Source organism: Rheinheimera sp. 1928-s, assembly GCF_029269265.1.
GTDB lineage: Bacteria > Pseudomonadota > Gammaproteobacteria > Enterobacterales > Alteromonadaceae > Pararheinheimera.
The window spans coordinates 17,542-41,878 of record NZ_JARIXP010000003.1 but is presented as its reverse complement, the minus strand read 5'-3'; the positions used below and the strand labels follow the sequence as shown (position 1 = coordinate 41,878).

At 47.5% G+C, this 24,337-nt stretch carries 17 protein-coding genes; 12 read left to right on the top strand and 5 right to left on the bottom strand.

The window, feature by feature from the left end; all coding sequences use genetic code 11:
- Positions 1 to 54 precede the first annotated feature (54 nt).
- A complete protein-coding gene (gene rlmF, locus P3C17_RS07920) occupies positions 55 to 984 on the bottom strand; it encodes a 23S rRNA (adenine(1618)-N(6))-methyltransferase RlmF (protein WP_300928909.1) in 930 nt (309 codons plus the stop codon).
- 21 nt (positions 985 to 1,005) lie between these two features.
- Complete coding sequence (locus P3C17_RS07915) at positions 1,006 to 2,046, bottom strand: LacI family DNA-binding transcriptional regulator (protein ID WP_300928908.1); 1,041 nt, start codon at positions 2,044 to 2,046, stop codon at positions 1,006 to 1,008.
- Positions 2,047 to 2,434: 388 nt separating this feature from the next.
- On the opposite strand from P3C17_RS07915, the gene P3C17_RS07910 reads away from it, so the two are divergent.
- Genes P3C17_RS07910 through P3C17_RS07895 form a run of 4 tightly spaced genes read left to right on the top strand, consistent with a single transcriptional unit; the run spans position 2,435 to position 5,603 of the window.
- Entirely contained in the window at positions 2,435 to 3,292 is an 858-nt protein-coding gene (locus tag P3C17_RS07910; protein ID WP_300928907.1) for a MipA/OmpV family protein, read from the top strand.
- A 14-nt stretch (positions 3,293 to 3,306) separates the two neighbouring features.
- The gene (locus P3C17_RS07905; protein ID WP_300928906.1) at positions 3,307 to 3,681 is read left to right on the top strand and encodes a DUF3019 domain-containing protein; all 375 of its coding nucleotides are present in this window, start codon (positions 3,307 to 3,309) and stop codon (positions 3,679 to 3,681) included.
- Positions 3,681 to 4,376 carry a winged helix-turn-helix domain-containing protein gene (locus P3C17_RS07900; protein WP_300928905.1) on the top strand — a complete coding sequence of 232 codons (696 nt, stop codon included), beginning with the start codon at positions 3,681 to 3,683 and terminating at the stop codon, positions 4,374 to 4,376. The genes P3C17_RS07905 and P3C17_RS07900 overlap by 1 nt, the downstream gene beginning before the upstream one ends.
- Positions 4,377 to 4,379: 3 nt before the next feature.
- Positions 4,380 to 5,603 (top strand): ATP-binding protein, encoded by a 1,224-nt coding sequence (locus tag P3C17_RS07895; protein ID WP_300928904.1) that lies wholly within the window; start codon positions 4,380 to 4,382, stop codon positions 5,601 to 5,603.
- Positions 5,604 to 5,606: 3 nt separating this feature from the next.
- Here P3C17_RS07895 and P3C17_RS07890 read toward each other — a convergent pair whose 3' ends face one another.
- Entirely contained in the window at positions 5,607 to 6,290 is a 684-nt protein-coding gene (locus tag P3C17_RS07890; protein WP_300928903.1) for a DUF3334 family protein, read from the bottom strand.
- Positions 6,291 to 6,432: 142 nt separating this feature from the next.
- Here P3C17_RS07890 and P3C17_RS07885 point away from each other — a divergent pair, with 142 nt between their 5' ends.
- Positions 6,433 to 6,984 carry a sugar O-acetyltransferase gene (locus P3C17_RS07885; RefSeq protein ID WP_300928902.1) on the top strand — a complete coding sequence of 184 codons (552 nt, stop codon included), beginning with the start codon at positions 6,433 to 6,435 and terminating at the stop codon, positions 6,982 to 6,984.
- On the opposite strand, the gene P3C17_RS07880 is transcribed toward P3C17_RS07885, so the two are convergent.
- Positions 6,981 to 7,685 (bottom strand): transporter substrate-binding domain-containing protein, encoded by a 705-nt coding sequence (locus P3C17_RS07880; RefSeq protein ID WP_300928901.1) that lies wholly within the window; start codon positions 7,683 to 7,685, stop codon positions 6,981 to 6,983. The two genes, P3C17_RS07885 and P3C17_RS07880, sit on opposite strands and share 4 nt — an antisense overlap.
- 126 nt (positions 7,686 to 7,811) lie before the next feature.
- Between P3C17_RS07880 and P3C17_RS07875 the strand changes: the two genes are divergently transcribed.
- Entirely contained in the window at positions 7,812 to 8,993 is a 1,182-nt protein-coding gene (locus P3C17_RS07875) for a Bcr/CflA family efflux MFS transporter (protein ID WP_300928900.1), read from the top strand.
- A 2-nt stretch (positions 8,994 to 8,995) separates the two neighbouring features.
- Here P3C17_RS07875 and P3C17_RS07870 read toward each other — a convergent pair whose 3' ends face one another.
- Entirely contained in the window at positions 8,996 to 10,495 is a 1,500-nt protein-coding gene (locus P3C17_RS07870) for a YifB family Mg chelatase-like AAA ATPase (RefSeq protein ID WP_300928899.1), read from the bottom strand.
- Between the two features lie 293 nt (positions 10,496 to 10,788).
- Here P3C17_RS07870 and P3C17_RS07865 point away from each other — a divergent pair, with 293 nt between their 5' ends.
- From P3C17_RS07865 to P3C17_RS07840, 6 genes are read left to right on the top strand one after another with little or no spacing between them, the layout of a single operon-like run.
- Positions 10,789 to 12,117 (top strand): bacterial transcriptional activator domain-containing protein, encoded by a 1,329-nt coding sequence (locus P3C17_RS07865; protein WP_300928898.1) that lies wholly within the window; start codon positions 10,789 to 10,791, stop codon positions 12,115 to 12,117.
- The gene (locus P3C17_RS07860) at positions 12,107 to 13,273 is read left to right on the top strand and encodes a FecR family protein (RefSeq protein WP_300928897.1); all 1,167 of its coding nucleotides are present in this window, start codon (positions 12,107 to 12,109) and stop codon (positions 13,271 to 13,273) included. The genes P3C17_RS07865 and P3C17_RS07860 overlap by 11 nt, the downstream gene beginning before the upstream one ends.
- 22 nt (positions 13,274 to 13,295) lie before the next feature.
- Positions 13,296 to 19,640 carry an Ig-like domain-containing protein gene (locus P3C17_RS07855; protein WP_300928896.1) on the top strand — a complete coding sequence of 2,115 codons (6,345 nt, stop codon included), beginning with the start codon at positions 13,296 to 13,298 and terminating at the stop codon, positions 19,638 to 19,640.
- 9 nt (positions 19,641 to 19,649) lie between these two features.
- Complete coding sequence (locus tag P3C17_RS07850) at positions 19,650 to 20,465, top strand: MBL fold metallo-hydrolase (protein ID WP_300928895.1); 816 nt, start codon at positions 19,650 to 19,652, stop codon at positions 20,463 to 20,465.
- Positions 20,459 to 22,666, top strand: a complete 2,208-nt coding sequence (locus P3C17_RS07845) for an adenylate/guanylate cyclase domain-containing protein (RefSeq protein ID WP_300928894.1) — start codon at positions 20,459 to 20,461, stop codon at positions 22,664 to 22,666. The genes P3C17_RS07850 and P3C17_RS07845 overlap by 7 nt, the downstream gene beginning before the upstream one ends.
- A gap of 15 nt (positions 22,667 to 22,681) precedes the next feature.
- On the top strand, positions 22,682 to 24,313 hold the full coding sequence (locus P3C17_RS07840; RefSeq protein ID WP_300928893.1) for an HD family phosphohydrolase: 1,632 nt from the start codon (positions 22,682 to 22,684) through the stop codon (positions 24,311 to 24,313).
- The last annotated feature ends 24 nt before the right edge of the window (positions 24,314 to 24,337 follow it).

The following is a 24,337-nucleotide window of genomic DNA, read 5'->3' as shown; positions in this document are numbered from 1 at the left end:
GCCTCGTCCTGATCCGCGGCCTTATGCTGGATCAGGACCTTGTTCTGCTTTGCTTCAACGCCAGCGATAATCAGCCCACAACTGACGTTGTGTTGGATTCATAAAAGACCAGGCCAGTATTCGGCTTTGTTTATTGCCTTGCTGCATTTCAATCAGGTGCTGCTGCGCACCCAGTTTTGTCAGTTGTTGCTGCAACAGCGGCACATTTTCCTGTTTAGACACCAGGCTGCTAAACCATACGACTTGCTGAGCGTAACTTTGGCTTTCGTTGATCATACGGCGAATAAAAGCTGCTTCTCCGCCCTCACACCAGAGTTCATGGCTACGGCCCGCAAAGTTCAGTCTGGTATTTTTCTGGCCGAGGTTTTTCGCTTTGCGTTCACTGCCCGCCTGAGCCTGCTCAGCAGAGCTGTGAAAAGGCGGATTGCATAAGGTTAAATCAAACAAATCATCAGGCTGAATAATACCCTGAAATATCTGTTCGGTTTTATGCTGCTGGCGTAATGTTATTTTATGGTGTAGCTGGTTCTGCTTAATCAATAACTCAGCTGCAGCCAGTGCTTGCGGGTCTAATTCCGAGGCTGTAACTTTCCAGCCATATTCAGTCTGAGCCAGCAAAGGGTAAATCAGATTGGCACCACAGCCGATGTCGAGCAGGTGTAGCTTTGAACCTGTTGGAACTTTGCCTTTATTCAGCGGGGCCAAAAGATCGGCCAAATAATGCAGATAATCCACCCGTCCCGGTACTGCAGGGCATAAAAACTGCTCGGGTAACTGCCAGTGCTGAACTGCATAAAAGTGTTTTAACAGAGCCTGATTCAGGGTTTTAACAGCTTGCGGGTTGGCAAAGTCAATCGAAAGCGTGCCATGGCCATTATCACGCACAAAAGTAGTTAAAGCCGGAACCGCAGCAGTTAAAGCTGCAAAATCATAGGCTTGCTGGTGCTTATTACGGGGATGAAGACCTTTGGAAGTAAGTGTCATAAAAATAACCTGGGCTGCAGTTTAACGTTCTGCAGCACCGCAAGATTGACGGACAATGATTTTTGGCTGAATTTCAGTTAGCTCAACAGGCTGGTGGTTAATCAGTTTTAATAAATTGACCACCAGCATCTCACCAGCCAGTGAGGTGTTTTGCTGAATGGTGGTTAAAGCAGGAGAAGCAAAGGAAGCAACCGGAATATCATCAAAGCCTACGACTGCAACATCTTCCGGCACTTTCAGGCCTTTTTTCTGCAAAGCACGAATAGCACCTATAGCAATCAGATCACTGGCACAAAACAGTGCATCAAAGCTTTTGCCTTGAGCATGCAATTGGTTGATAGCATCGAACCCTGCCTGCTCTGTCGAAATAGCATCCAGTTGCGCCACAGTATTTTCAGCTATACCTGCTTGGTCTAATGCATGCACCATGCCCTGATACCTGGCCAGAAATTCAGGGCTGTGGTCGGACGCATTGCCAATAAAAGCAAAACGCTTCCGCCCTTGTTGTAACAGATGCTGTCCGGCCAGCTTACCACCTTGCAGGTTATTGCTGCGAATAGTGAATTCAGGATGGCCGTGCACTTCTGCACCCCAGCAGACAAAATGGGTTTGCTGAGCTAACAGGGTATTGAGTTTTTCTTCGTAGTCTTTGTAATCACCGTAACCGAGCAGAATAATACCATCTGCTTTTTTACTGTCTTCATAATCGGCATGCCAGTCATTACTGAGTTGTTGAAAGGAGACTAATAAATCATGACCACGCTGACTGCAGGCACGGGTAATACTGCCCAGCATAGCGAGAAAAAATGGATTAATTTGCGACTCATCCACAGTAGGGTCTTCAAACAGCAACAGCGCCAAAGTACCAGTGGTTTGTTTGCGTAAATTACTGGCGTTTTTATCCACTTTGTAATTTAGCTGTTTGGCGATGGCAAAAATTTTGTCTTTGGTTTCCTGATTTACAGCAGGGCTGTCACGCAATGCACGGGAAACTGTAGATTGAGATACGCCGGCAAGATAGGCGATATCAAAGGAGGTCGCTTTTCCTTTCAACGGTGTCATCGGGGCTATTCCTGGCTGATTTGTTGACTTCATATACCCTTCTTACTTAAAGCTGCAGCTGCGTTGACTGCGCTTTTTCTCTTGTCGTCTTGCTGCAACTGCCATTACTTTGGGTATGATGAGTGGCGTACTGCAGCCAAGCGCTGTTTATTCTTGTCAGTGTCGGGCATCATAGCATTAAATTAGTCTGTTGGATCCTTTTCACCTGAGCTGCGAAAAGGCTTTACCACAGTCTGAATACGGCCGGGAAAACTCTTCGGATTAGATGGTCTGACTTCAGCTGCGCTGTGACTGGGTGCTGCAATTTGTGTGAAGTTGTTAACTCTGCTTAAGCTGTTTTGCAATAACTGCTAAAGTACGCTCAATCTTTAGTCTGGGTAATGTGTTGATGAAATCAGTGACTTGGCTTGTTCTTCTCTGCTTTTTTGCCAGCAGTGCAGCTTTGGCATGTGCCACAGACGAAAAAGTGTGTGTAGAGTCTGAAAAACTTCAGTTGTCTGTTGCTTTAGGGGCAGGACAGCGCAGCAATCCTTTGTATGATGGCGACAGCTTCCCTATGCTGATCTTGCCGGACTTTAGTTACTACGCTGACTCCTGGTTTATCGACAATGGTACTTTGGGCTACAGCCTGCAACAAAATGATCAATTCGCCGCCAGTATTGTGATGCGGCTGAATTCAGAAAAAGGCTATTTTCAGCGCTGGTTTGCCGGCAATGTGGTGACATTGAGTAGCTCAGGGGCTTTTTTACCACCCGAAGTGGACACTGGGACTGAGAAATCTCTGGCAGCCGTCTCCATTGAGCATGTTAAAAAACGCCCAACTGCCGTAGATGCCGGAGTGCAGTTCAACTGGTTTGGCGAACAATGGCAAGGCAGATTAAACCTTTGGCAAGATATCAGTTCAAAGTATGAAGGTCAGAACGCCAGTCTGAGCTGGTCAGGTTTTTGGCCTTTTGCTGGTGGACAATTTGATCTAAGTACCACTTTATATTGGAAAAGTGCCAAATTGATCGATACCTATTATGGTGTCGACGAGGATGAACTGTATTATCTGCAGCGATATCAGGGGCGTGCCAGTTGGCAACCTGAACTGCGTTTAGGCTGGCAAAAGGCTTTGGATCCGCGCTGGTCATTACTGACTTTTTATAGATATCTGCATTTGGACGATGCAATGACGGATAGCCCGTTAGTGCAGGATGATTCAGTGCAGACCTGGTTTGTAGGTGTGAGTTATCGCTTTTATTGATGCAAGGATAGGGAATGTTAGGGCTGTTATTCGTCAGTAACATACTGCTGGCGAATGCTCCTGTTCCCGAATGCAGGGCTGAATTATGCTGGTCTGTAAGTCCGGCTTTTTGTGTTTCCGCAACAGTGGAACAAAATTGCGAAGCCCTGCTGACGGTGAGCTGGACCAGCAATAAAGCGGAAAACTTATGTTTGTATTTTGCACAGCAGCGAATGCAGTGTTGGCAACAGGCAGAACAAGGACAGTGGCAGCAAGAGTTGAACTGGCCAGGTAAAACAGAAGTAAGATTGCAAAATGGCACACAAGTGTTGTTGCAAAAAGAGTTAATTGTCTTAAGCCGTCAGCCGGAAAAAAGACGTCGTCTGGTGGCTCCCTGGAGTGTGTTTTAATGCAAAAAATCTTATTAGTTGAAGATGATGCCCGCCTGGCGGCTTTAGTGCAGAGCTTTTTGCAGCAACATGGTTTTGACGTGCGACTGGAAAGTCGTGGTGAGACAGTTCCGGCTATTTGCAAGACCTGGCAACCTGATCTGGTTATTCTGGATTTGATGCTGCCTGGTATGGATGGCTTCAGCATTTGCCGTGCTATCCGTCCCTGGTTTACCGCTCCTGTGTTGATGTTAACCGCCAAACAAGGTGATATTGATCAGGTGTTGGGTCTGGAATTGGGTGCAGATGACTATGTGATTAAACCTGTGGAGCCTCGTGTATTACTGGCACGGGTGCATGCCCTATTGAGACGAGGCAACCCGGTTCTGAAAACTGAAAATCAGGAGCTTAGCTTTGGCAAGCTGAACCTGAATAATAGTGCCCGCGAAGCTCACTTTGATGGGCAACTGGTTGAATTAACCAGTTATGAGTTTGATTTGTTATGGATGTTAGCCAAACATGCTGGCCAGACGGTAAAACGTGAGGCCATTCATAAACAGATTATTGGACGTGAATACGATGGGCTGGACCGCACTGTAGATGTTCGGATATCGCATTTGCGCCGTAAGCTGAATGACAACGCCGAAACGCCGTTCCGGATTAAGACGGTGTGGGGCAAAGGATATTTGTTTGTTGCTGATGCCTGGAACAGCTAGTAAGTGCCCAGGCTATTTCTGCATTTTTACCTGTTTATTTCGCTGGTGCTGATTGGTGTTGGTTGGACTGTCGAGCGGATCTGGCAGGAAACACAAAGTCAGGTTCCGCCTTGGGTGATGTTGATCGCAGACAATCTTGCCGGACAACTCAGTACTCAATCTTTGCCGCAAGCTCAGTTATCCTCAGCTTTGCCTGTCACTTTGTTGCCCGCAGGCAGCATTTTATGGTCTGAAACTGAACGAGCTGCATTAAACGCGGGGCAGGTTGTGCCTTTGTTTACCCGGGACCAGGTGTTTTTTTATGCCATGCAGCAAGGCGAGTTATGGCAATTGGGTCCTACAGATCTGAGCGAGAGTACAGTTCCTTCCTATTGGTTTAGTTTGTTATTTTTGGGCTTGCTGGCAGTAGCTGTCTGGTTATGGCTCTGGCCTGTTGCCCGCGATATCCAAAAGTTAAAACAGCAATTGCTGAATCCGACAGGCACTGCTGCTGTTCCTGTTCGATCTTTTATTGCCCCTATTGCCATCAGCTTTGAACAGATGCGACAACAAATCCAGCGTTTGTTGGGATTGCAACGTGAAATGACGCAGGCGGTTTCGCATGAGTTGCGTACTCCTTTGGCCCGGTTAAGCTTTGCTCTGGAATTGTCTGCTTTAACGCAGGACGAAAAACAATTGATGTTGAATGATGTCAAAGAGCTGGAGCAACTGGTAGACGAAATGCTGGATTATGCTCGTCTTGAATCCACACAACCTCAGTTAAAGATGCAGAAGGTCGACTTGTCTGAGTTACTGCAGAACTTAGTGGAGAAGCTATCTCCTTTGCCCGGTGCAGCTATTGAACTGCAAGTGAAGACGGGTTGTATTTATGTGTGTGATGGCCATTATCTGGAGCGTGCAGTACAAAATTTGTTGGTCAATGCCAAGCGCTTTGCCCGCACCAGAGTAGTGCTGGTGCTGCAATCTGCTCCAGAGGCTATTGAGCTCTGTGTTGAAGACGATGGTCCAGGTATAGCGCCAGAAAAAAGAGCGGAAATACTTAAACCTTTTGTAAGGTTAGACCCCAGTCGGCAAAAAGGTTTTGGTGGTTTTGGTTTAGGCCTGGCTATTGTCTGCCGGGTGCTTGAATGGCATCAGGCCAGTATTGAAGTGGGCCAAAGCAGTTTGGGTGGTGCCAGTTTTCGGATAAAACTGCCATCTGAGTCGCGCTCTGATGGCAGAGTGTAGACCTTACAGCCCCAGATTTTTCAGGAAATCATCATCTGCATCAGAGGTTAATACTTCTACAGATTCCGACGCTTCAGATTCTGCTGCATTGGTATTGGCAATAATATCGTCCGGATTTTCATCCTGGGTTGGGATAAAATCGTGCAGTTGGATAAATTCAGTTTTATCCATCGACAATTCCATGTAGAAAATTGCATGGTTTGGTGTGCTGAAAGTCACCCGGCGAGCCTGAGGCTGATCCAGCTGAGTGTTGATCATGATTTGCACTTGTTTATTAATCGCCATCATTTTCGGCTGGCTTTGATTAATAGAAGTTTGCAGCTCCATACGGACTCTGTTGGTGAAGTCGCCGACGATTTGGTTCATCAGCTCGCCCATGACATTACCCACTTCGTCTGAGGTATGGAAATTAGCCAGTTCAGATTCGGGCATGCCCATGCTCATCATGTATTTACGGTAAATTTCCATTGCTGCTTGCGAGGTAAAGTTGATAATGACCAAACCAGAAAAGCCACCATCAAATAACACAAAGCAACCAAGGTCAGGACGCAGGCAGGTTTTATGAATTTTCTGCACCATAGGTGAATAGGCCACCTTATCGTTGCCAGCGGCAGCTAACACCTGAGTAACGGACTGACAAAGGGTGAGTAATATTTCTTCGGTGGTCACTACTTTAGTTTTTTTCATCTTATAAACCCGGCTAAACAACGACATTAACCTTAGTATATCTCTATTCCAGCGCATAACACTATAAAAAGCCTGAAGCTTTATGGTAACAGCTCAGCCAGCAGCACTCACTTATCTATAAGTTAAACAAGGGCAGTAACAGATGACAGAACAGGAAAAAATGGCCGCAGCTTTGTGGTTTAATCCGGCAGATAAAGCTCTGGCGAAGCAACGACTCGATGCCAAAGCTTTGTGTGCTCAGCTCAATCAACAAGGCCCTCTGCCTTTTAAAGCTCATCAAGAGTTAGCGCGACAACTCTTTGGCAGCGTAGGCAGCTGTTACATCGAACCCAACTTTTTCTGTGACTATGGCAAAAATATTGAACTGGGCCAGAATTTTTATGCCAATCATAACTGCGTCATTTTAGATGCGGCTAAAGTCAGTATTGGCAACGATGTGCTGTTTGGCCCAGGGGTGCAGATTTATACTGTAACTCATCCGCTGGATGCTATTCAGCGCAAGACAGGGCTGGAACAAGGCAAAGCTGTCACTATAGGCAATTCAGTCTGGGTGGGCGGTGGCGCTATTATTTTACCTGGCGTTACCATAGGTGAAGGCGCTGTGATAGCAGCTGGTGCTGTGGTGACGAAAGATGTACCTGCGTTTAAAGTGGTGGCGGGCAATCCGGCGGTCATCATCAAAAGTCTGGATTAAAGCCGGGGTTTAGCATGCAGCCGGTCAAACTCGCCTGACTCGGTCAGGTGCAGCAGCCCCGAGTTAAATTTAGCCTGTAATTCTGCACTCCAGAATGCCGCAGGATAATCAACGGATGGAAAGATCTTATGGATCTTGATACTGCCAGCACCGTAGTGTTTAGTGGCGTAATACGCCAACACTTTGGCGTCTCCTATCATCAATTGCACTCTGTCGTTCATCAATAATTCAAACTGCTGAACTCTGTCGGCTTCTTCCAGATAATGGGCTTTTTTTATCATGGCAGCAAAATCCGGACCCAATACTTCACTGGCCTGCTGGTAGGCAACTATGGTTTTTCCTTCCAGATCCGTCAGTTTTTTGATGAGCAACGGACTGGTGCTTTTCGTCGCCGCAACATCCACCACAGTAAAGTAAGGCTGGCTATAGAAAGCCCCCGGATAAGGCACAGCAACAGGACTGGCTATATCCAGCTTTTGCTCTGAAAAGAGTTTTAATAAGCGGCTGTAGCTGTAGAGCTCGAATTCAGCTTCAATGCCCTCACGCTGCAAAATGGTTTTAACTATTTCATAATCCAGCCCTGTAATTTCACCCTGAGTATTGCGATAGGCCCAGGGTGCTGAATCGTGCAAACCTACTTTTATTGGTGCGGCCAGCAGCAGTGGGCAGAGCAGGCTTAGTAAAACAACAAGATATTTCATATCAAAACTCCGGGAAGACTCTGTTTATTTAGCATAGTTCAGGACCAATGTCGCAATTCTTGCGATTTAGCCTGCAGTAATCTTAGTGAGATCAGTTATCATTTATTTAGTTCCTGCCTGAGTATTATGATGAGTAAAACAGTCTCTTTTGGTATGTTGCTGCTTCTTGCCAGTATAGTTGCCACAACTCCTTTGGCTATCGATATGTATTTGCCCGCTATGCCAGTGATGGCAGATGAACTGGGCACAGAGATAGGCCTGATCCAACAGTCCTTAAGCATCTACCTCGCCGCTTATGGCCTGGGGATGTTGATTTTTGGTCCTTTGGCTGATGCCATAGGTCGTCGTCCGCTGGCATTAGGTGGCTTGTTGTTTTTCAGCCTGGCCAGTTTTGCTCTGGTATTTTGTCAGGATGCACAATGGCTGTTGGGCTTACGCGCTTTTCAGGCTTTTGCGGGCAGCGCGGCCACTGTTGTGGTGCCTGGTATTATCCGTGCTTTGTATCAGGAAAACACGGCTAAAGGCATGTCCTATGTGTCGATGATTATGATGATGGCACCTTTAATAGCACCTGCCATTGGCAGCGCCGTGTTATGGGTTGGCCACTGGCAGCACATATTTCTGGTACTGGCTTTGTATTCGTCTTTAATACTGCTGCTGACCTGGCTCTTTTTACCCGATCCTGTGCCTGTGGTTAAAGGGCGAAAACTGGAGTTTCTGGCTGGTTACCGTTTTGTTTTTGCTCATGTGGCGGCACGACCACAAATTGCGACTTCGATGTTTGCCTCTTTTGCTTTTTTCTGTTTTTTAACCGCAGTCCCCTTTGTTTACATTGAATATTATGGTGTCAACGAGCAGCTGTTTAGCCTGCTGTTTGCCTTGAATGTGGGGATGTTGATGCTGGCAAATTTTTGTAACAGCAGGTATGTCGGCAGATTTGGTCCGCAGCGAATGCTGAATTTTGGTCTGGTGCTGGCCCTGTTCAGCTCGACTGTGCTTTGTCTGGCAAACTGGTTTGAACTGGGGTTGGTCTTCACTGTGCTGAGTATAGCGCCGCTGATGGCGAGTCTGGGATTAATAGCCACCAATGCAGATGCCATGATTTTAATGCGTTTTCCAGAGCATAGCGGTACAGCGACAGCTGTGATTGGTACTTTACGTTTTGGCAGTGGTGCTTTGGCCGGGCCTTTACTGGCGTTGGCTTACACTGGTACTGCCTTGCCATTTTCTGTGCTGATGTTTTCTGGTGTAGTGGCTATTGCCGTCAGTCAGTTTTTTGGTGTGTATCAGGCTAAAGCTGTTAAATAGCTCTATGATTGTAAATAGTTAAGTAAGCGGTCAAAAGAGCGGTAACTCAAGGCTTCGAGCAAATCGTTGCGCTCAATGTGAGGCCGTTGTGCTAAATCGGCCAGAGTGCGCGCTACTTTTAACAGCTTATGATAACTGCGGGCGGACAGTTTCAGTTGAGTCAGGCAGGATTCAAAATAATCCGCATCTGCCGGCTGTAAACGGCAATGCTGTTCCAGTTCACTCAAACTTAAACGCGCATTGGCTTTGCCCTGACGCTGCCATTGCATAGTTCTGGCTGCGTCCACCCGCTGTTTCACCACAGCACTGGATTCTTCGGTTTGGTGTTGGCTTAAACTGCCTTTGGGCAATAAAGGCACTTCTACCTGTAACTCTATTCTGTCGAGAAAAGGGCCTGACAAGCGGCTTAAATAGCGCCGGATTTGTTCAGGACTGGAACGGCCATCTTTATGATGCCCTGAAGGGCTGGGATTCAGCGCCACCACCAATTGAAAACTGGCCGGAAACTCGGCTTGCCGTGCAGCTCTTGAAATAAACACTTTGCCGCTTTCCAGCGGCTGACGTAAGGACTCGAGAACGACACGTGGGAACTCGGGTACCTCATCTAGGAATAAAACGCCACTATGCGCTAAGGAAATTTCGCCGGGACGGGGTACAGATCCTCCTCCTACCAAGGCCACAGCAGAACAGCTGTGATGAGGCTGACGAAAGGGACGCTGATGCCATTGTTGCAGAGTACGGGGTTGTGCTGCGACTGAATAAATTGCCGCCGTTTCCAGAGCTTCCTGATCGGTTAATACTGGAAGTATACCGGCTAAACGTTGAGCCAACATAGATTTCCCCGTGCCTGCCGGGCCAAACATCAACAGATTGTGTTCGCCTGCTGCTGCAATTTCCAGAGCTCTTTTGGCCTGGGCCTGGCCTTTTACGTCGGCCAGATCCGGATAAGGTTCAGCCTGAGTTTCAGGAATAGCCGGAATAGCGGGTAAGCCCTGATGATGTAATAAAAAGGCGTGCACCTGCAACAAATGTTCTGTGCCCAAGACTTTAAGCTCCGGTACTTGTTGGGCTTGTACCGCATTTTGCAGCGGAAACACCGCTGTGTGTCCGGCAATTTTACAGGCTAAAGCCAGAGGGATTTCTCCCACTATGCTGCGAATTTCACCTGACAATGCCAGCTCACCAAAAAATTCATAAGCCGATAAATCAGCCTGTAGCTGACCGCTGGCATGCAGTATGCCAAGGGCTATGGCTAAATCAAAACGGCCACCTTCTTTGGGTAAGTCCGCAGGGGCCAGATTGACAGTGATTTTATGATCAGGAAACTCAAAACCACTATTAATCAATGCGCTACGCACTCTGTCTTTGGCTTCTTTGACTGAGGTTTCAGGTAAACCTACCAACTGGAAACCAGGCAAACCACGGCTTAAATGCACCTCAACTGTAACCAGAGGTGCATGCAAACCAGAGCGGGCTCTGCTGTGGACTAAGGCCAGCGCCATGATCCGTCCTCAGATAAGTTATTTACTTAATTTTAACCTTTGAATTGTAATTAGCCAGTTCAAATCCCGAAATGATAAAGGCGCTGATTTAAAGGCATAAAATAAAGACTAAATCTATGTTTATGCAGACTATTTATTTTTCACTTCCGCTGTGAAATTCAGAGTTAGAGCTTTCCTTTTTTACATTTCCTGCTATTCCTGTTACAGCAGAATTAATTATTTGTCAGGCAAATACAGTGTCTGGCCATCACAAAGCACAAGAGGTTGCAGTGAGAAAAGCCGGGAGACAAAAAGTGAAAGCCACTCTCAAGCCTCTTTTGAAAATGGGCATTTTTGTTTTGTTAAGCACAGCGGCTTGTCCACTGATTGCTGCAGTGCAAAGCACAGAGCAGCAAAAGGCTGAATTTATTCAACTGGTGCAAACAGGTCAGTTGGAACAGGCCTATCAATTGGCTGAAGCGCTGGAAGCGGAGTTAGCAGGGGACCCCGATTTTGATATGGCCTATGGCCGCATTGCTTTGCATGTAGGTCAAAATGACAGAGCTGTATTTGCGCTTGAACGTGTTGTTGCTGAGAAACCTGCGTGGCAGCAAGCTCGTTTTACCTTAGCTCAGGCCTATTACAAAACAAAGAATTACCCTGCAGCTTTACGTCAACTGGAACGACTCGGGACACAGCCACAAGCAGATCTGGTTGAGCCTGTGTCTAAGTTACGCAGTGCAGTAGAGTGGCAGCAAGCTAAGCTCAAAGGCTATCAGCGGCATAAGATCAGGTATGGTTTTGGTCATGATGACAATGTAAACAGCGGTACGGCTGAGGATAGAATTTTTATCCCTTCTTTGGGAGAAATTGATGTGTTTCCGCAAAGTAAAGCAAGCAGTGACCATTTCCATCAACTTGGCTATAGCTTCGATGGGCGCTGGCAGCAGGATCAGCGTTATGCCTGGCTGGCGGATGCACAGTTAGCAGCAACACAGTTTAATCAGTTGTCTGAATTTGACCGGGAAACTCTGGCCGCTCGTGTGGGTTTTGAAGCTGATTATCAGCAGTACCGTTATAGCCTGCGTGCCTACAGCAGACCTCTGCGTTTAGACGGACAGCTGTACAGGAATGACTGGGGAGGGCAAATCAGTGGCAGCTATCAGTTTAATGCTCTCAATTCTATCGGTTTGCAATGGGTGTCAGGTCGTTCAGATAACAGAATAGATGACAGATTAAATTTGACTGTGCATGCCATTACAGCGTCCTGGGAACGTAAAGGCAACCGCTGGATTAATCAGGCTAATGTCAGTGTGTCCAATGAACGTAGCCGGCTGGAGAGCGCCGACTACAATAGCAGAGATGTCAGTTCACTCAGTTACAGCACTATCTGGCTGGCCAGCGCCTCGCATATTCTTCTGGCCAGAGCTGAACTACAGGACATTAGTTATAAAGCACCTCACCCATTATTCAGGGTAGAGCGGGAAGAATCGCTATTTTCCTTTACAGCCAGCTGGATGTGGCAGTATTCGGCCTCGCTCGGCACTGAACTCAGATGCAGCTACACTAATAAAAACAGCCCCGTTACTTTGTATGAATACGACCGCACAGAATGTGTGCTAGGAGCCAGCTATGCGTTCTAACTTTCACCTGTCTGTGATAGCAGCTTTGGCGATCCTCAGTCTTGCTGTATCAGCCCAGGAACAAGCTGCTAATGCAGGGCTGACCTTGATGGCCAGGGGCAATGTCACTGCCACAGCAACTGATACCCAACAAAGCCGCGATTTAAGTCGTAAAGCACCTGTTTTTAATATCGATCAGGTCAGTACAGGTGCACAAAGCCAGGCCCAGTTCAGAATGCTTGATGGGGCTTTGGTTGCTTTGCAAAGCGATACAGAGCTGTTGATCTCTGAATACAAAGCCGGTTCCGCCACTGAACAAGGCTCAGTCGTGATGGAACTTGTTAAAGGCGGCTTGCGCACAGTCACTGGCTCTATCAAAGGGGATGCCGGTAACTACCAGCTCAAAACTCCTGTGGGCAGCATAGGTATTCGTGGTACTACTTTTCAGTTGTCTTACATCAACGAAATTATGCTGGTGGGGGTTTGGGATGGTCAGATTGAATTACAAATTACCCGCTCAGACGGTACTGTAGAAAATGTTACTTTTGGTGGGGGAGCAAGTGCGTCATTTGCGCAAATCACCACAACGGGGCAGGTGACCCCCTTGTTGTCTCCTCCTGCTGAATTTGCAGGAGAATCCGGTGCTCGTGGCGAAGAAAGCGCTGGCGGCTCCGGCGGCAGTGCGGATGCAGCGTCAACTACCGTCTTAACCCAAGCGACAAATTCAGTGTCAAATCAGGGTTCTGAAGAGACGTCCTTTATTGCGGAGCAAGCTTATCAGGGCAGCAGCAATCAAATTCCGGTTGCTGAATTAATTGCCGCGCGCTCAGGCAGTTATCAATACGCCAGCCTTGAACAATTCAGTGTGCAAAGCACAGAAGGGGCTGTGTCTGACTTTCAGGTCAGTCTGACGATAGATTTTGATAATGGCACTGTCCCTCAAGGTGAGTTGTCTTTTAACGATGCGGGGGGAGAGTGGTTTGCTGCTTTTAATGGGGTGGTGAATGTGGACCAACTGGAATTAGGTGTTAATTTCGCCAGCCATGGTAATGACAGAGCGCAGGGGCAGGTCGACACCCTTTTTGTGGATGGTATTGATCAGATCCTCGGGCAATTTGTGCTGAGCGAAACAGAGAACCCAGCGGTGACAGCTGGCGGTATATTTTTGATCAAGTAGCACCGCCTTGAAGGATAAAGTTATGTGTGTAGCTCTGCTTCGTGAACTTTTTCGCTGCTGGTTAGTGTTCACACTTTGTGTGCTGCTGGTCGCTTGTGGTGGCTCTGGTGGTGAAAGTGGGCCAGATACACCCTCAGGGGAAGTGCCTCCAGTGTCTCCGCCCGTCATTCCTCCGGTGGGAGACACTCCTGTTGAAATGGGCTTAATGGTGGCTTTTGGCTACAACTCGCTGGCCGCAGGTTCGCCTTTACGGACTGATCAGGTTCAAAATCTTGCTGTGGGTAATGGCACTGCCACTTATCGTTTCCCGCGTTCTGGTGAGAGTATTAGTGGCAATCTGACTATAGCTGTTGATGTGGCGGACCCTGATGGTATAGCCCGGGTGCTGGTTGGTTTTAATGGCAGTGAACAGGCTTTGGTTTTATGTGACAGCAACTGTGGTACATCCTACTCACAAACTGTGACAGGGGTAAATCCGCGCAATTTTGGCTTAACTCCCGGATCCTTACGTTTAGAGTTGTGGCTGGAGGATCTGCTAGGCAATCGCGTTATGTTTGATGCCCGGGATATTGAATGGTTGCCAGAACCCATCACAGGGGTAAACACCAGCAGAACTGACAGCAGTGCACAGATCAACTGGACAGCAAACAGTAGTGCTCGCCGTTATAACCTTTACATTGCAGAGCAGCCAGGTATCACACCTGAAAATGTTTTGACAAAAACCGGTGGACGGCAGTTTTTAGCTCTGACTCAACCGGCATTGTCTGTACCAAACCTGACTGCAAATCAACGTTATTTTGTCCTTATTACCGGAGTTGATTCGTCTGGTGAAAGTTTGTTCTCGCAGCAACATGTAGTGCAGCCTGTGGGGGCGCCTGAATTTTCATCCCCTGTTGCTACGCCTGATCAGTTTAGCCTGAACGAAGATACGGAATTCAGAGGCTTTTTACTGGACAATGACAGTCATCCTGATGACCGCAGTTTCAGCTTGGATCCAAAAGCTGTGCGGTTGCCGGATAACGGAACTTTGGTACTGAATACCGATGGATCTTTTATTTATCAGCCAGTACCCAACTTTGTTGGTAATGACAGTTTTATTTATCAAATCATCGACACTCAAGGGCTGACAGCACAAGCGCTGGTCAGTCTGACTGTGTTGCCTGTGAACGATGCACCGGTAGCACAGGATGACAGTTATAGTCTGAATAAAAACAACAGTTTGAATATTGCTGCGCCAGGGGTATTAAATAATGATTTTGATGTGGATGGCGATAGGCTGGTTGTCAACATCATCCCCTTAACAGCGCCTGCCCATGGCAATTTACAACTGAATACTGATGGCTCTTTTAGCTACACACCACAAACCAATTATGCAGGTGAAGATTTTTTTGTATATCAGGTGACTGATGGTCAGGGCGGTTTAGCTGAGGCCAGGGTCAGTCTGCGTATTGAAATGACGAACGCTGCCCCAGTAGCTCAGAATGATAGTTATCAGGTGAATGAGGATCAAAGACTGGAGGTGAATGCCACAAATGGCATTTTGGCCAACGATGTTGATCCTGATGGCGATACAGTTACCTTGATCACTGAATTACCAGCTACCGTCAAAAATGGCCAGTTGCTATTGGCATCCGATGGCAGTTTTTTGTATATCCCAAATCAGGATTTTTTTGGTACTGACAGTTTTAGCTACCAGATTAGAGACCCTGCCGGTTTAGTCAGCACTGCTACTGTGTCGCTGACTGTCATAGCGCAAAATGATCCGCCAGTGGTACAGGCATCCTCTTATTCTGTGAGTCAGGGCGTTTTGTTGTCTGTGCAAGCTCCAGGTTTGTTAGCGCACGCGTTTGATGTGGATGACAACAACCTGAGTCTGGTCACTACCCCTGTTGCAGCTCCGACCAAGGGAGTGTTGAGCTTGTCAGCGGACGGTGCTTTTAGCTATCAACCCAATGCTACGGCAACAGGGACAGACAGTTTTAGCTATCAGGTGACAGATCCTGCGGGAGCTGTGGGTACTGGCTCTGTGAGCATCACTATTATTGCAGCTCCAAACCCCCCTGTATTTTCTGATATGACGATTGACGTCTGGGACGATGTACCTCAAGGTTTTGGCTTAGCCCAGTTTGTCGTGACCAACACTGATCCTGATACAAGTATTAGCTTTAGTCTTATTGCTGGTAATACACAGGGCATTTTCAGTCTGACTGCTGCTGGTGCACTTAGTGTTGTAAACCCTGCACCTTTGGTTCAGTTGGGGGGGACTTCTGTTCTACTGACGGTCAGAGCACAAAATAGTGCGGGTCTTTCAGCACAAGCCACTGTAACCGTCAGGATTCAGAGCACTCTGGTGACTGCAAATAATGACAACTATACAGTGGCGGAAGATCAGGTACTGTCGTCAGCTGTCAGTGTGCTCGTCAATGATGTGGATCTAAAAGGGGTGGGCTTAACTGCCAGTCTGGTGACAGCTCCTGCTCATGGTGTGTTAAACCTGAATGCGAATGGCCATTTTAGCTATAGCCCAAACCTGAATTTTTATGGGCAAGACAGTTTTGTTTACAGTGCCAGTAATGGCATCCGGTCTGCACAGGCCACTGTGCTTGTTACTATCACTCCGGTGAATGATTCGCCTGTATTAAGTCCTGCTACTTTTACTTTTTCTGAGGCTGTGGTGCAGGGAGCTGTTGTAGGGCAACTGGTTTGGCAAGATGCTGAAACCGACCAGAGTTACAGCTTTAGCATTTTGAGTGGGGATCACACTCAAGCCTTTTCCGTGACTAATCAGGGCCAGCTTGTGGTGGCCAGTGCAAGTGCGCTGTTGGCCAGAGGTGGTGGCAGTGGCGCTTTGTATATACAAATCGCGGACAGTGCTGGGGCTGCAGGTACAGCTTTAATTACGCTGAATGTGATATCTGCCATGCCTGTCGCTAATGCTGACTCCTATACAGTGGATCAGGACAGCGTGTTGCAGGTGAATATTGCTGCAGGTGTGCTTAGCAATGACAATGATCCTACTGGGTTGGGGTTAACCGCAACCTCTGTCACTTCAGGACCCTTCTATGGGCAGCTCAGCCTTAACGCGGATGGCAGTTTTAGCTATCAACCTAATTCGAACTTCTATGGACAGGATATTTTTCATTACCAGGTTACTAATGGTGTAAGAACTGCAAGTKCAGCAGTCACCATCACTGTGGCTCAGGTGTTGCCTGCCTTGTTAGCAAACTTTGATGCTTATACTCTGGATGAAGATACGCTGCTTACAGTGACCGCAGGTAATTCTGTACTGCAGAATGATATTTTTGATCCAGACCAGCAGCTGAGTGTCAGTCTGGTGCAAGCGCCACCTTATGGCACGCTGAGCTTTAATACAGATGGTACTTTTACCTATCAGCCTGCAACTGGCTCCTACGGTGCTTTTTACTTTACCTACCGGCTGACTCAGGGGGCACTCAGTTCGGATGCTCAGGTGGAATTGAACATTCTCCCGGTCAATGCTCCTCCGGTTCTACAAGACGCGACTGTCACTATTTATGATGACTATGTGAACTCACAGCAGGTGTTGACCATGACTCTGACTGACCAGGATCCGGGTAGTTACAGTTTTGAGATTTTGTCAGGCAACACTGGTGGGGTTTTTGCTATTACCTCAGGAGGCGTGATTCAGGTTGCTGATTCGTCTTTGCTGGATGCTGGCACTACAGCGTCTTACAGTCTGGTGGTCAAAGTGACAGAAAATGGTGATACCAATCTGACAGACACAGCCACAGTAATCATTAGCGTTATTGCTGCCCCAACCGATGAAACCACAGTGATTGCTGATACTGGTTTTGCCGGAGGTGCCAATCTGGCACTGGAGATGATGCTCAGTGGTGAATACAACGATCCGGTGCAAATTATTCCTCAGAGTGATGGCCGTAGTCTGGTGATTGGTAACGTCAGCAATTCTTTTGAGCAGGAACTTTTTGTTGTACGACTGAACCCGGATGGCTCTCTGGACTCTAGTTATGCAGACAAAGGCTTGTTCAGAAGTAAGGTATTTTCTGTCTATACCACAGAGCAAGCTGTAGCTGGCGTAGTCACCAGCAACAATGAACTGGTGATACTGGCAAACTATAGCGAAACTGGTGGTTCAGGTTTTTATCTGATTAAACTCAGTGACGACGGAGCTCTGGATTATAGCTTTGGCAGCATGCAGGGTTATGTACTTTGTGAATACAGTCCCTGTGACAGCGGCGATGTGCAGGCCACAGATCTGCTTCTGAACCATCTTGGACATTATGTCGTGTCCGGCAGCAAGGATGATCGTGCTTTCCTGTTTGAGTTTGCAGATTCCGGCTATCAGGCTGGCTGGGTCAGTACCATCACTAGTGTTGAAGCTTTTGATCTGGTTCGTCAGGACAGCGACCATAACTACTATGGTATAGGCCAGTCGTCTGCAGACCATATAGTGATTGCCCGCTTTTCCTCTTCTTTTGTATTAGACAGCAGTACTTTCGGCTGCACTCCAGGCTGTGTTGGCTTCAGGGAATATGATTTCTCTTTGTATTCCTCTAAGCCTTATGACGCTGTGTTGTACAACGATGAGTTGTATGTGGTGGGCAGCGTGACTGAGTCTTCTGCCCCAACAAGTCCGGATGGATTGTTTTTTAAGCTGACTTACGACGGTAGTCTGAATCCTGTCTTTGGCAATGCTGCCGGATTTATTCAGGTCAGTGGTCATTCAGGTTATCCGTTGCATTACCAAGCTCTGGCGGTTGATCAGAGTGGATTTTATGTGCTGACAAGCACTGCAGAGAGCGAGGGTGATATGGTCTCGCTCAGCCAATATAATCTGATTGGGGACTTTATGTCCGATCAGCCTCTTGCTGTGGATGGACAATTAAAAGCTGTGGATCTACAGAGTGATGGTGCTGGCTTATGGTTGCTCAATCATTTCAGTCATCCAAATTACGGTGCTACTGGCAGTGTTAGCTTTAACTGGGTCGGTAAATATCAGCATAATACTTTGGCCGCAGACACCGCATTTTCCGGCGATGGTCAGCGCTGGTTTAATGCCGGCTTTGGTGAAGATGTTTTGCTTGGCAGCCAAAGATTGCTGCTGGGCAGTCAGGTCAATAAAACCCTTATTTATGGTTATAGCTACTCTTATCTGAACGGCAGTTACCAGCAGTTCTTTATCGGCCGGTTAACCGCCAGTGGTGCTTTAGATCAGAGTTTTGGTAATCATGGTCTGGTGCTTGTGGCGAATGACCAGCTTTATAATATCGGGATAAACACCATAGCTGAAGCAGATTCAAATCAGCTTTATGTGGCCGGTGATGGTATTGATGAGAATAATGATCAGACTGGTTTTGTCATGAGGTTAAATCAGGATGGTGCTCTGGACAGCAGTTTTGCGAATGGAATTTTTACCTTAACGCCTGCTGCTGTGGGTAGTTATGACAAGTCTGAGGTAGTGAAGCTACAAGTCAGGGCTGACGGTCACCTGTTGATTGGCGCCGAATATAGCTACCTGTACGACAATACAGACGTTGTGGTTATGCAGCTCAATACCGATGGTAGTCTGGATGCCGGCTATTTTGGTGATTCGGCAGCGGGCTATACAATATTCAGCGAAATAGATACCAGCTCAGCAACAGAAGAACGACTCAGTCAAATGAAACTGGATCCTGCAGACGGTAGTCTGGTGATCGCAGGCCAATACAAGCTAAGTACTGATCCTCAACTCTATATTGCCCGCTTTAGTGATACCGGCGTGCTGATGAATGCGGCCAACAGTCCTTCAGATAGTTTTGGTGATGCCGCTTTGGGTTATAGCCTGATGAATCTGGTGGATAACAGTAATGACTACTACCACTATTCTGAATATATCAATGGCCTGGATTTTGATGCTGGGCGCAATCTGGTTTTGGCACTGTCGAGAAGTTATGAGGGCTATGATTCTCATTACCTGTATAGGTTGCTGCAAAATGGTCTGACGGATAATTCGTTTAATTCAGGTATGCCGAGACTGTATAACAGTTTCAGCAATCTGGTGCCTGCCGCTTTGAAGATCAAAAAAATCCAGATGGATACTGAAGGACGATTGCTGATGGCTGGTACTASCATGTGGAACGATGTCTGGGTAGGGCGCGTGCTGCTGGATGGCAGTGGCGCAGATGTAGGCCGCTGGGATCCTGCTTTTGAAGCCAACTCTGCTATTTATGGCGCTTACTTATTTACCGGTTCTAGCTTCTCCAGCGATGTATTTATTGAACTGACCAGCAGTAAAGTCACCTTGGGTTGGAGTAACTATGGATCGGGAGGCTATCAGGCAACGCTGCGGCAATACCTGTTCTATCACTACAACCCCGGCAATATTTAGTGAGCCATTATGCAAATTAAATTTTATGGTGTGCGTGGCTCAATTCCTACTCCCGGTGCTGATACACAGCGTTACGGTGGCAACACCCCTTGTGTATTGCTGACCAGCCAAAGTGGTCAGCAATTAATTCTGGATGCAGGCACTGGTATTCGGGGCCTTGGACAAGAACTCTTGGCTGACACTACCGAACTGGTGTTGCTGTTGAGCCATAACCACTGGGACCATATTCAGGGCTTCCCCTTTTTTGCACCAGCCTACCAGGCCGGGCGGCCGATCCGCATAATTCCGGGCCATACCCTGCAGGGTGAGCATGACGCTATTTTAAAGCAAATGTGTGGCGAGTTTTTTCCTGTGACACCAGAACAGTTACCCTCTGCAATTCGCATTACCCCTATGGCAGAAGATCAATGGCAACTGGGGGATTTTCAAATTCAACGTTGCCGGTTGAATCATCCGGGATCGGGCAGTGCTTATCGTATTGCAGCAGACGGCCAGACTATGGCTTATGTCACTGATAATGAACTTTACCCACCGCAACAAGAGCTGACCTCAAGAGCACAGTGGCTGGAGTTTGTCGCAGGTGTCGATCTGTTGATCCATGACGGACAGTATCTGGAAGCTGATATGCCTCATAAGTTGGGGTGGGGCCACTCACTGGTCAGTGAGGCTGTGGTTTTGGCTGTGGAGGCTAAAGTGAAAAAACTGGTGATTTTCAGTCATGATCCGGCTCGCACTGATCAGCAATTGGATCAGTTGGCGCAGCAGTTTTATGGTCAGCAACCTGAAGTGGTGATGGCGCAGGAAGGAATGGAGTTGTGGTGCTGAAGTATTGGCGTCGTCATCAGTGGATCGTATTTTGTAGTCTGTTGTTTAGCGCAGTGCTGGTGCTGGCTCAGCTCAGTGCAGTGTATTCAGAGCAATCCTTGTTAAAACGTCTGGATGGCATCTTGTATGACAGCAGATTAACACTGACTCTGCCTTACAGAGCCGCAACCGACCTGCCTGTCGTCATTGTGGATATAGACGAAAAAAGTTTGCAGCAAGTGGGGCGTTGGCCCTGGAGCCGACAGTTGGTTGCGCAAATGCTGGAACAATTAACTGAAGCAGGGGCTTCAGTGGTGGCTTTTGATGTCATTTTCTCAGAGCCTGAACGTAACCCGGTACAGCAAGTGTTACAGGGGGCAAAGCAGCAGCTATCGGCCGGAATGACTGAAGAATTGCAGCAATTAGCCCCGGCTCTGGATGCGGATCAACACTTTGCCAACAGCCTTGAAAACAAAGATGTGGTACTGGGATTCTTATTTCAGCAAGAACAACTGGCTATAGGTCAGTTACCTGAAAGTTATGTTCTGATGGACACTGAGGCCAGTCAAAGTTCAGCCAGTCATTTTGAAGGCTATGTAGCCAACACTGCTGTGCTGCAACAACATAGTTCGGGCACAGGTTTTATTAACTCATCCCCAGACCCTGATGGTTTTATTCGTCAGGCGGCTTTACTGATCCGCTATCAGGATCAAGTCTATCCTTCACTGGCGCTGGAAGCTGCCCGTTTGTATGCACTGGCGAACGAATTGACGGTAGAAACCGCTCCTTTGGAACAGATTAATACTATAGTCGGTGTCACTGTGGGGAATACCCGCATCAATACAGATTTATACGGCAGGGTGTTGATCCCTTATCGTGGGCCCGCCCGTAGTTTCCCTTACATTTCCGCTTCCGATGTGTTGCATGGTCAAGTAGATAAAACTTTGCTCAAAGACGCTATCGTTTTTGTTGGCACCTCAGCTGTAGGTCATGCCGACTTGCGCTCCACTCCGGTTGGGGTGCAATACCCTGGCGTGGAAGTGCATGCCAATGTGTTTGAAGGCCTCATTTATCCGGAACTGATTCACTCGCATCCGGATTGGGCTGAAGCTTTGGTGTTTTTGTTTTTAGTGGTGCTGGGTCTGTTGATGAGTCTGACTTTTCCTGCTTTGGGTCCTGTTAGTTTGGCTTTGAGTGGCAGTGGTCTTTTACTGCTGACTCTGGGGGGAAACCTATACTGCTGGCAGGTGTTAAAATTGGATTTGCCACTGACATCGAGCCTGTTGCTGATTTTAGGCCTGACCTTACTGAATTTAATCTATGGCTTTTTTGGCGCTTCGCAGCAAAAGGCAAGGATCAAGTCTATTTTTGACCAGTATGTGCCACCTGCTCACATTGATGAAATGCTGAATCACCCTGAGAGTGTCAGCCTGGACGGTAAAAGAAAGGAGATGTCGGTGTTGTTCTCTGATATTCGGGGTTTTACCAGCTTGTCAGAGAAGCTGAGTGCCACAGAACTAAAATCCTTACTCAATCGCTACTTTTCGCCCATTACCAAAACTATTTTTGAGCATCAGGGCACTATAGATAAATATGTGGGTGATATGGTGATGGCATTCTGGAATGCGCCTTTGGATGTCAAAGATCATGCAGAACTGGCGGTGAAAGCTGGCTTTTCTATGTTAAAAGTCACGGATGAACTCAGTAAAAGTTTTGTGTCGGATGGTTTGCCCGCCATCGATATTGGTGTGGGTATCAATACTGGCGAAATGAACGTCGGTGACATGGGATCGGAATACCGCCGTGCTTATACAGTGCTTGGAGATGCGGTGAATTTAGGCTCCCGCCTGGAAAGTCTGACGAAATATTACGGTGTCCGGTTTTTGGTCAGTCAGTCGACTGTGCAGCAATGCCAGAACATCATTTTTCGCAGCGTAGATAAAGTGAAAGTGAAAGGTAAAACTGAAGCTGTGGCTATTTATGAACCTGTGGATGCCAGCTTAGTGCTCAACCCCGACTTGGTTGTCGCGTTGCAGCAGCATGAACAAGCGCTTTTGTTGTACTCAGAGCAAAACTGGGCCGACGCCGAAGTGCTTTGGGCCTCGCTGCATCAGCGCTATAGTGATAAGTTATACAGCTTGTATCTCGAACGATTGGCTCATTACCGTCAGCATCCACCTGGTGCAGATTGGGATGGGGTCTATACTCATGCAGAAAAGTAGTCATGGCAGTGAAAAATGATGACTGAACCTTCAGTATTACGACACCTGATAGAAATAGGTATTTCGTTGTCGGTAGAGCGGGATACAACCCGTCTGCTGGAGCGTATTTTAACCAGTGCTCAAACCTTAACTCAGGCAGACGGCGGCACTATTTATTCAGTGACGGCTGACAAGTGTCTGAAATTTGAGACCTTAATCAACAACTCGCTCAATATGTATATGGGCGGCAGTTCTGGCGTGCAGATCCCGTTCCCCTCTATTTCTATCTACACAGAGGGTCAGGTGAATCAACACGCCATAGTGGCTATTGCTGCCGCTGAAGGCGAAATGATCCATATTCCTGATGCATACGCCTGCCAGCAATACGATTTAAGCGCGGCTCGCAGTATGGATCAGCGAACCGGCTACCATACTCAGTCTGTGCTGACTGTGCCGATGAAAAATCATGAGGGTGAGCTGAACGGTGTATTGCAATTAATTAATGCCACAGTGGATGGCAAAGTCAGTGCTTTTTCAACTCAGCAAATGGAATTGGTGCGCTCATTGGCTTCTTTAGCTGCTGTGGCACTGACCAATAAGCAACTGATTGAAAATATGGAAGAGTTATTTCAGGGCATAGCACGGCTTATTGCTAAAGCTATAGATGAAAAATCACCTTACACAGCCGGGCATTGCCGGCGGGTTCCTGAGCTGACCATGATGCTGGCGAATGCGGTGCACCATTACAATACCGGACCTTTAGCAGACTTTGTACTGACAGAGGCTGACCGTCACGAGTTAAGTGTCGCAGGCTGGTTGCATGACTGCGGCAAAATTGCCACACCCGAATATGTAATGGATAAAGCCAGTAAGTTACAGACCATTTTTGACCGGATAGAGCTGGTCGACGCCAAGATAGAAATTGCTAAAAGGGACCTGGAGTTGAGTCTGGCTGGTCCTTTGTATCTGGCCTCGCATCAACAGGATCTGGAGCAAGTTGCTAGATTGCAACAACAACTGGCGGATGGTTTGGCTGAGTTGGACGCTCAACGTGAATTTTTGCGTAACGCCAATATTGGCGGCGAGTTTATGGATAAAAACGATCAGCAGCGCGTGGCGGATTTTGGCCGTCAACAGCAGATCCACATTGGTGGGCAGCTACAAAATCTGTTGTCTGACAATGAAATATATAACCTGAGTATAGCCCGTGGCACCCTGACACCAGAAGAGCGGCAGATCATCAACCGTCATATGGATATTACCGTCGATATGCTGGAGTCTTTAACTTTCCCCAAACATTTACAAAGGGTGCCGGAGTTTGCTTGTGGTCATCATGAAAAAATGGATGGCACTGGTTATCCCAAAGGCCTGACGAAAGAACAAATGTCAGTGCCGGCCCGCATGATGGCAATCGCCGATATTTTTGAAGCCTTAACGGCGTCCGACCGACCTTATAAAGAGGGTAAGCCTTTAAGCGAATGTCTGGCCATTATGGGGCGAATGAAAGAAAACCAGCATATAGACCCAGACCTGTTTGATATTTTTATCGATCAAAAAGTGTATCTGCAGTATGCAGAGCAGTTTTTAAAACCGGGCCAACTGGATCACGTCGAGCTGAACTCTATTCCGGGCTATTTGCCACCAGAACAAAGGTATTCAGGTAAATAGGCTCTGAATAAACTAGGCTTACAG

What these genes read in the sequence shown, in the direction of transcription:
- P3C17_RS07840 (WP_300928893.1), top strand. Translation starts at nt 22,682, where the DNA reads ATGATGACTGAACCTTCAGTATTACGACACCTGATAGAAATAGGTATT.
- P3C17_RS07870 (WP_300928899.1), bottom strand. Translation starts at nt 10,495, where the DNA reads ATGGCGCTGGCCTTAGTCCACAGCAGAGCCCGCTCTGGTTTGCATGCA.
- rlmF (WP_300928909.1), bottom strand. Translation starts at nt 984, where the DNA reads ATGACACTTACTTCCAAAGGTCTTCATCCCCGTAATAAGCACCAGCAA.
- P3C17_RS07860 (WP_300928897.1), top strand. Translation starts at nt 12,107, where the DNA reads ATGCGTTCTAACTTTCACCTGTCTGTGATAGCAGCTTTGGCGATCCTC.
- P3C17_RS07885 (WP_300928902.1), top strand. Translation starts at nt 6,433, where the DNA reads ATGACAGAACAGGAAAAAATGGCCGCAGCTTTGTGGTTTAATCCGGCA.
- P3C17_RS07850 (WP_300928895.1), top strand. Translation starts at nt 19,650, where the DNA reads ATGCAAATTAAATTTTATGGTGTGCGTGGCTCAATTCCTACTCCCGGT.
- P3C17_RS07900 (WP_300928905.1), top strand. Translation starts at nt 3,681, where the DNA reads ATGCAAAAAATCTTATTAGTTGAAGATGATGCCCGCCTGGCGGCTTTA.
- P3C17_RS07880 (WP_300928901.1), bottom strand. Translation starts at nt 7,685, where the DNA reads ATGAAATATCTTGTTGTTTTACTAAGCCTGCTCTGCCCACTGCTGCTG.
- P3C17_RS07910 (WP_300928907.1), top strand. Translation starts at nt 2,435, where the DNA reads ATGAAATCAGTGACTTGGCTTGTTCTTCTCTGCTTTTTTGCCAGCAGT.
- P3C17_RS07890 (WP_300928903.1), bottom strand. Translation starts at nt 6,290, where the DNA reads ATGAAAAAAACTAAAGTAGTGACCACCGAAGAAATATTACTCACCCTT.
- P3C17_RS07875 (WP_300928900.1), top strand. Translation starts at nt 7,812, where the DNA reads ATGATGAGTAAAACAGTCTCTTTTGGTATGTTGCTGCTTCTTGCCAGT.
- P3C17_RS07905 (WP_300928906.1), top strand. Translation starts at nt 3,307, where the DNA reads ATGTTAGGGCTGTTATTCGTCAGTAACATACTGCTGGCGAATGCTCCT.
- P3C17_RS07915 (WP_300928908.1), bottom strand. Translation starts at nt 2,046, where the DNA reads ATGACACCGTTGAAAGGAAAAGCGACCTCCTTTGATATCGCCTATCTT.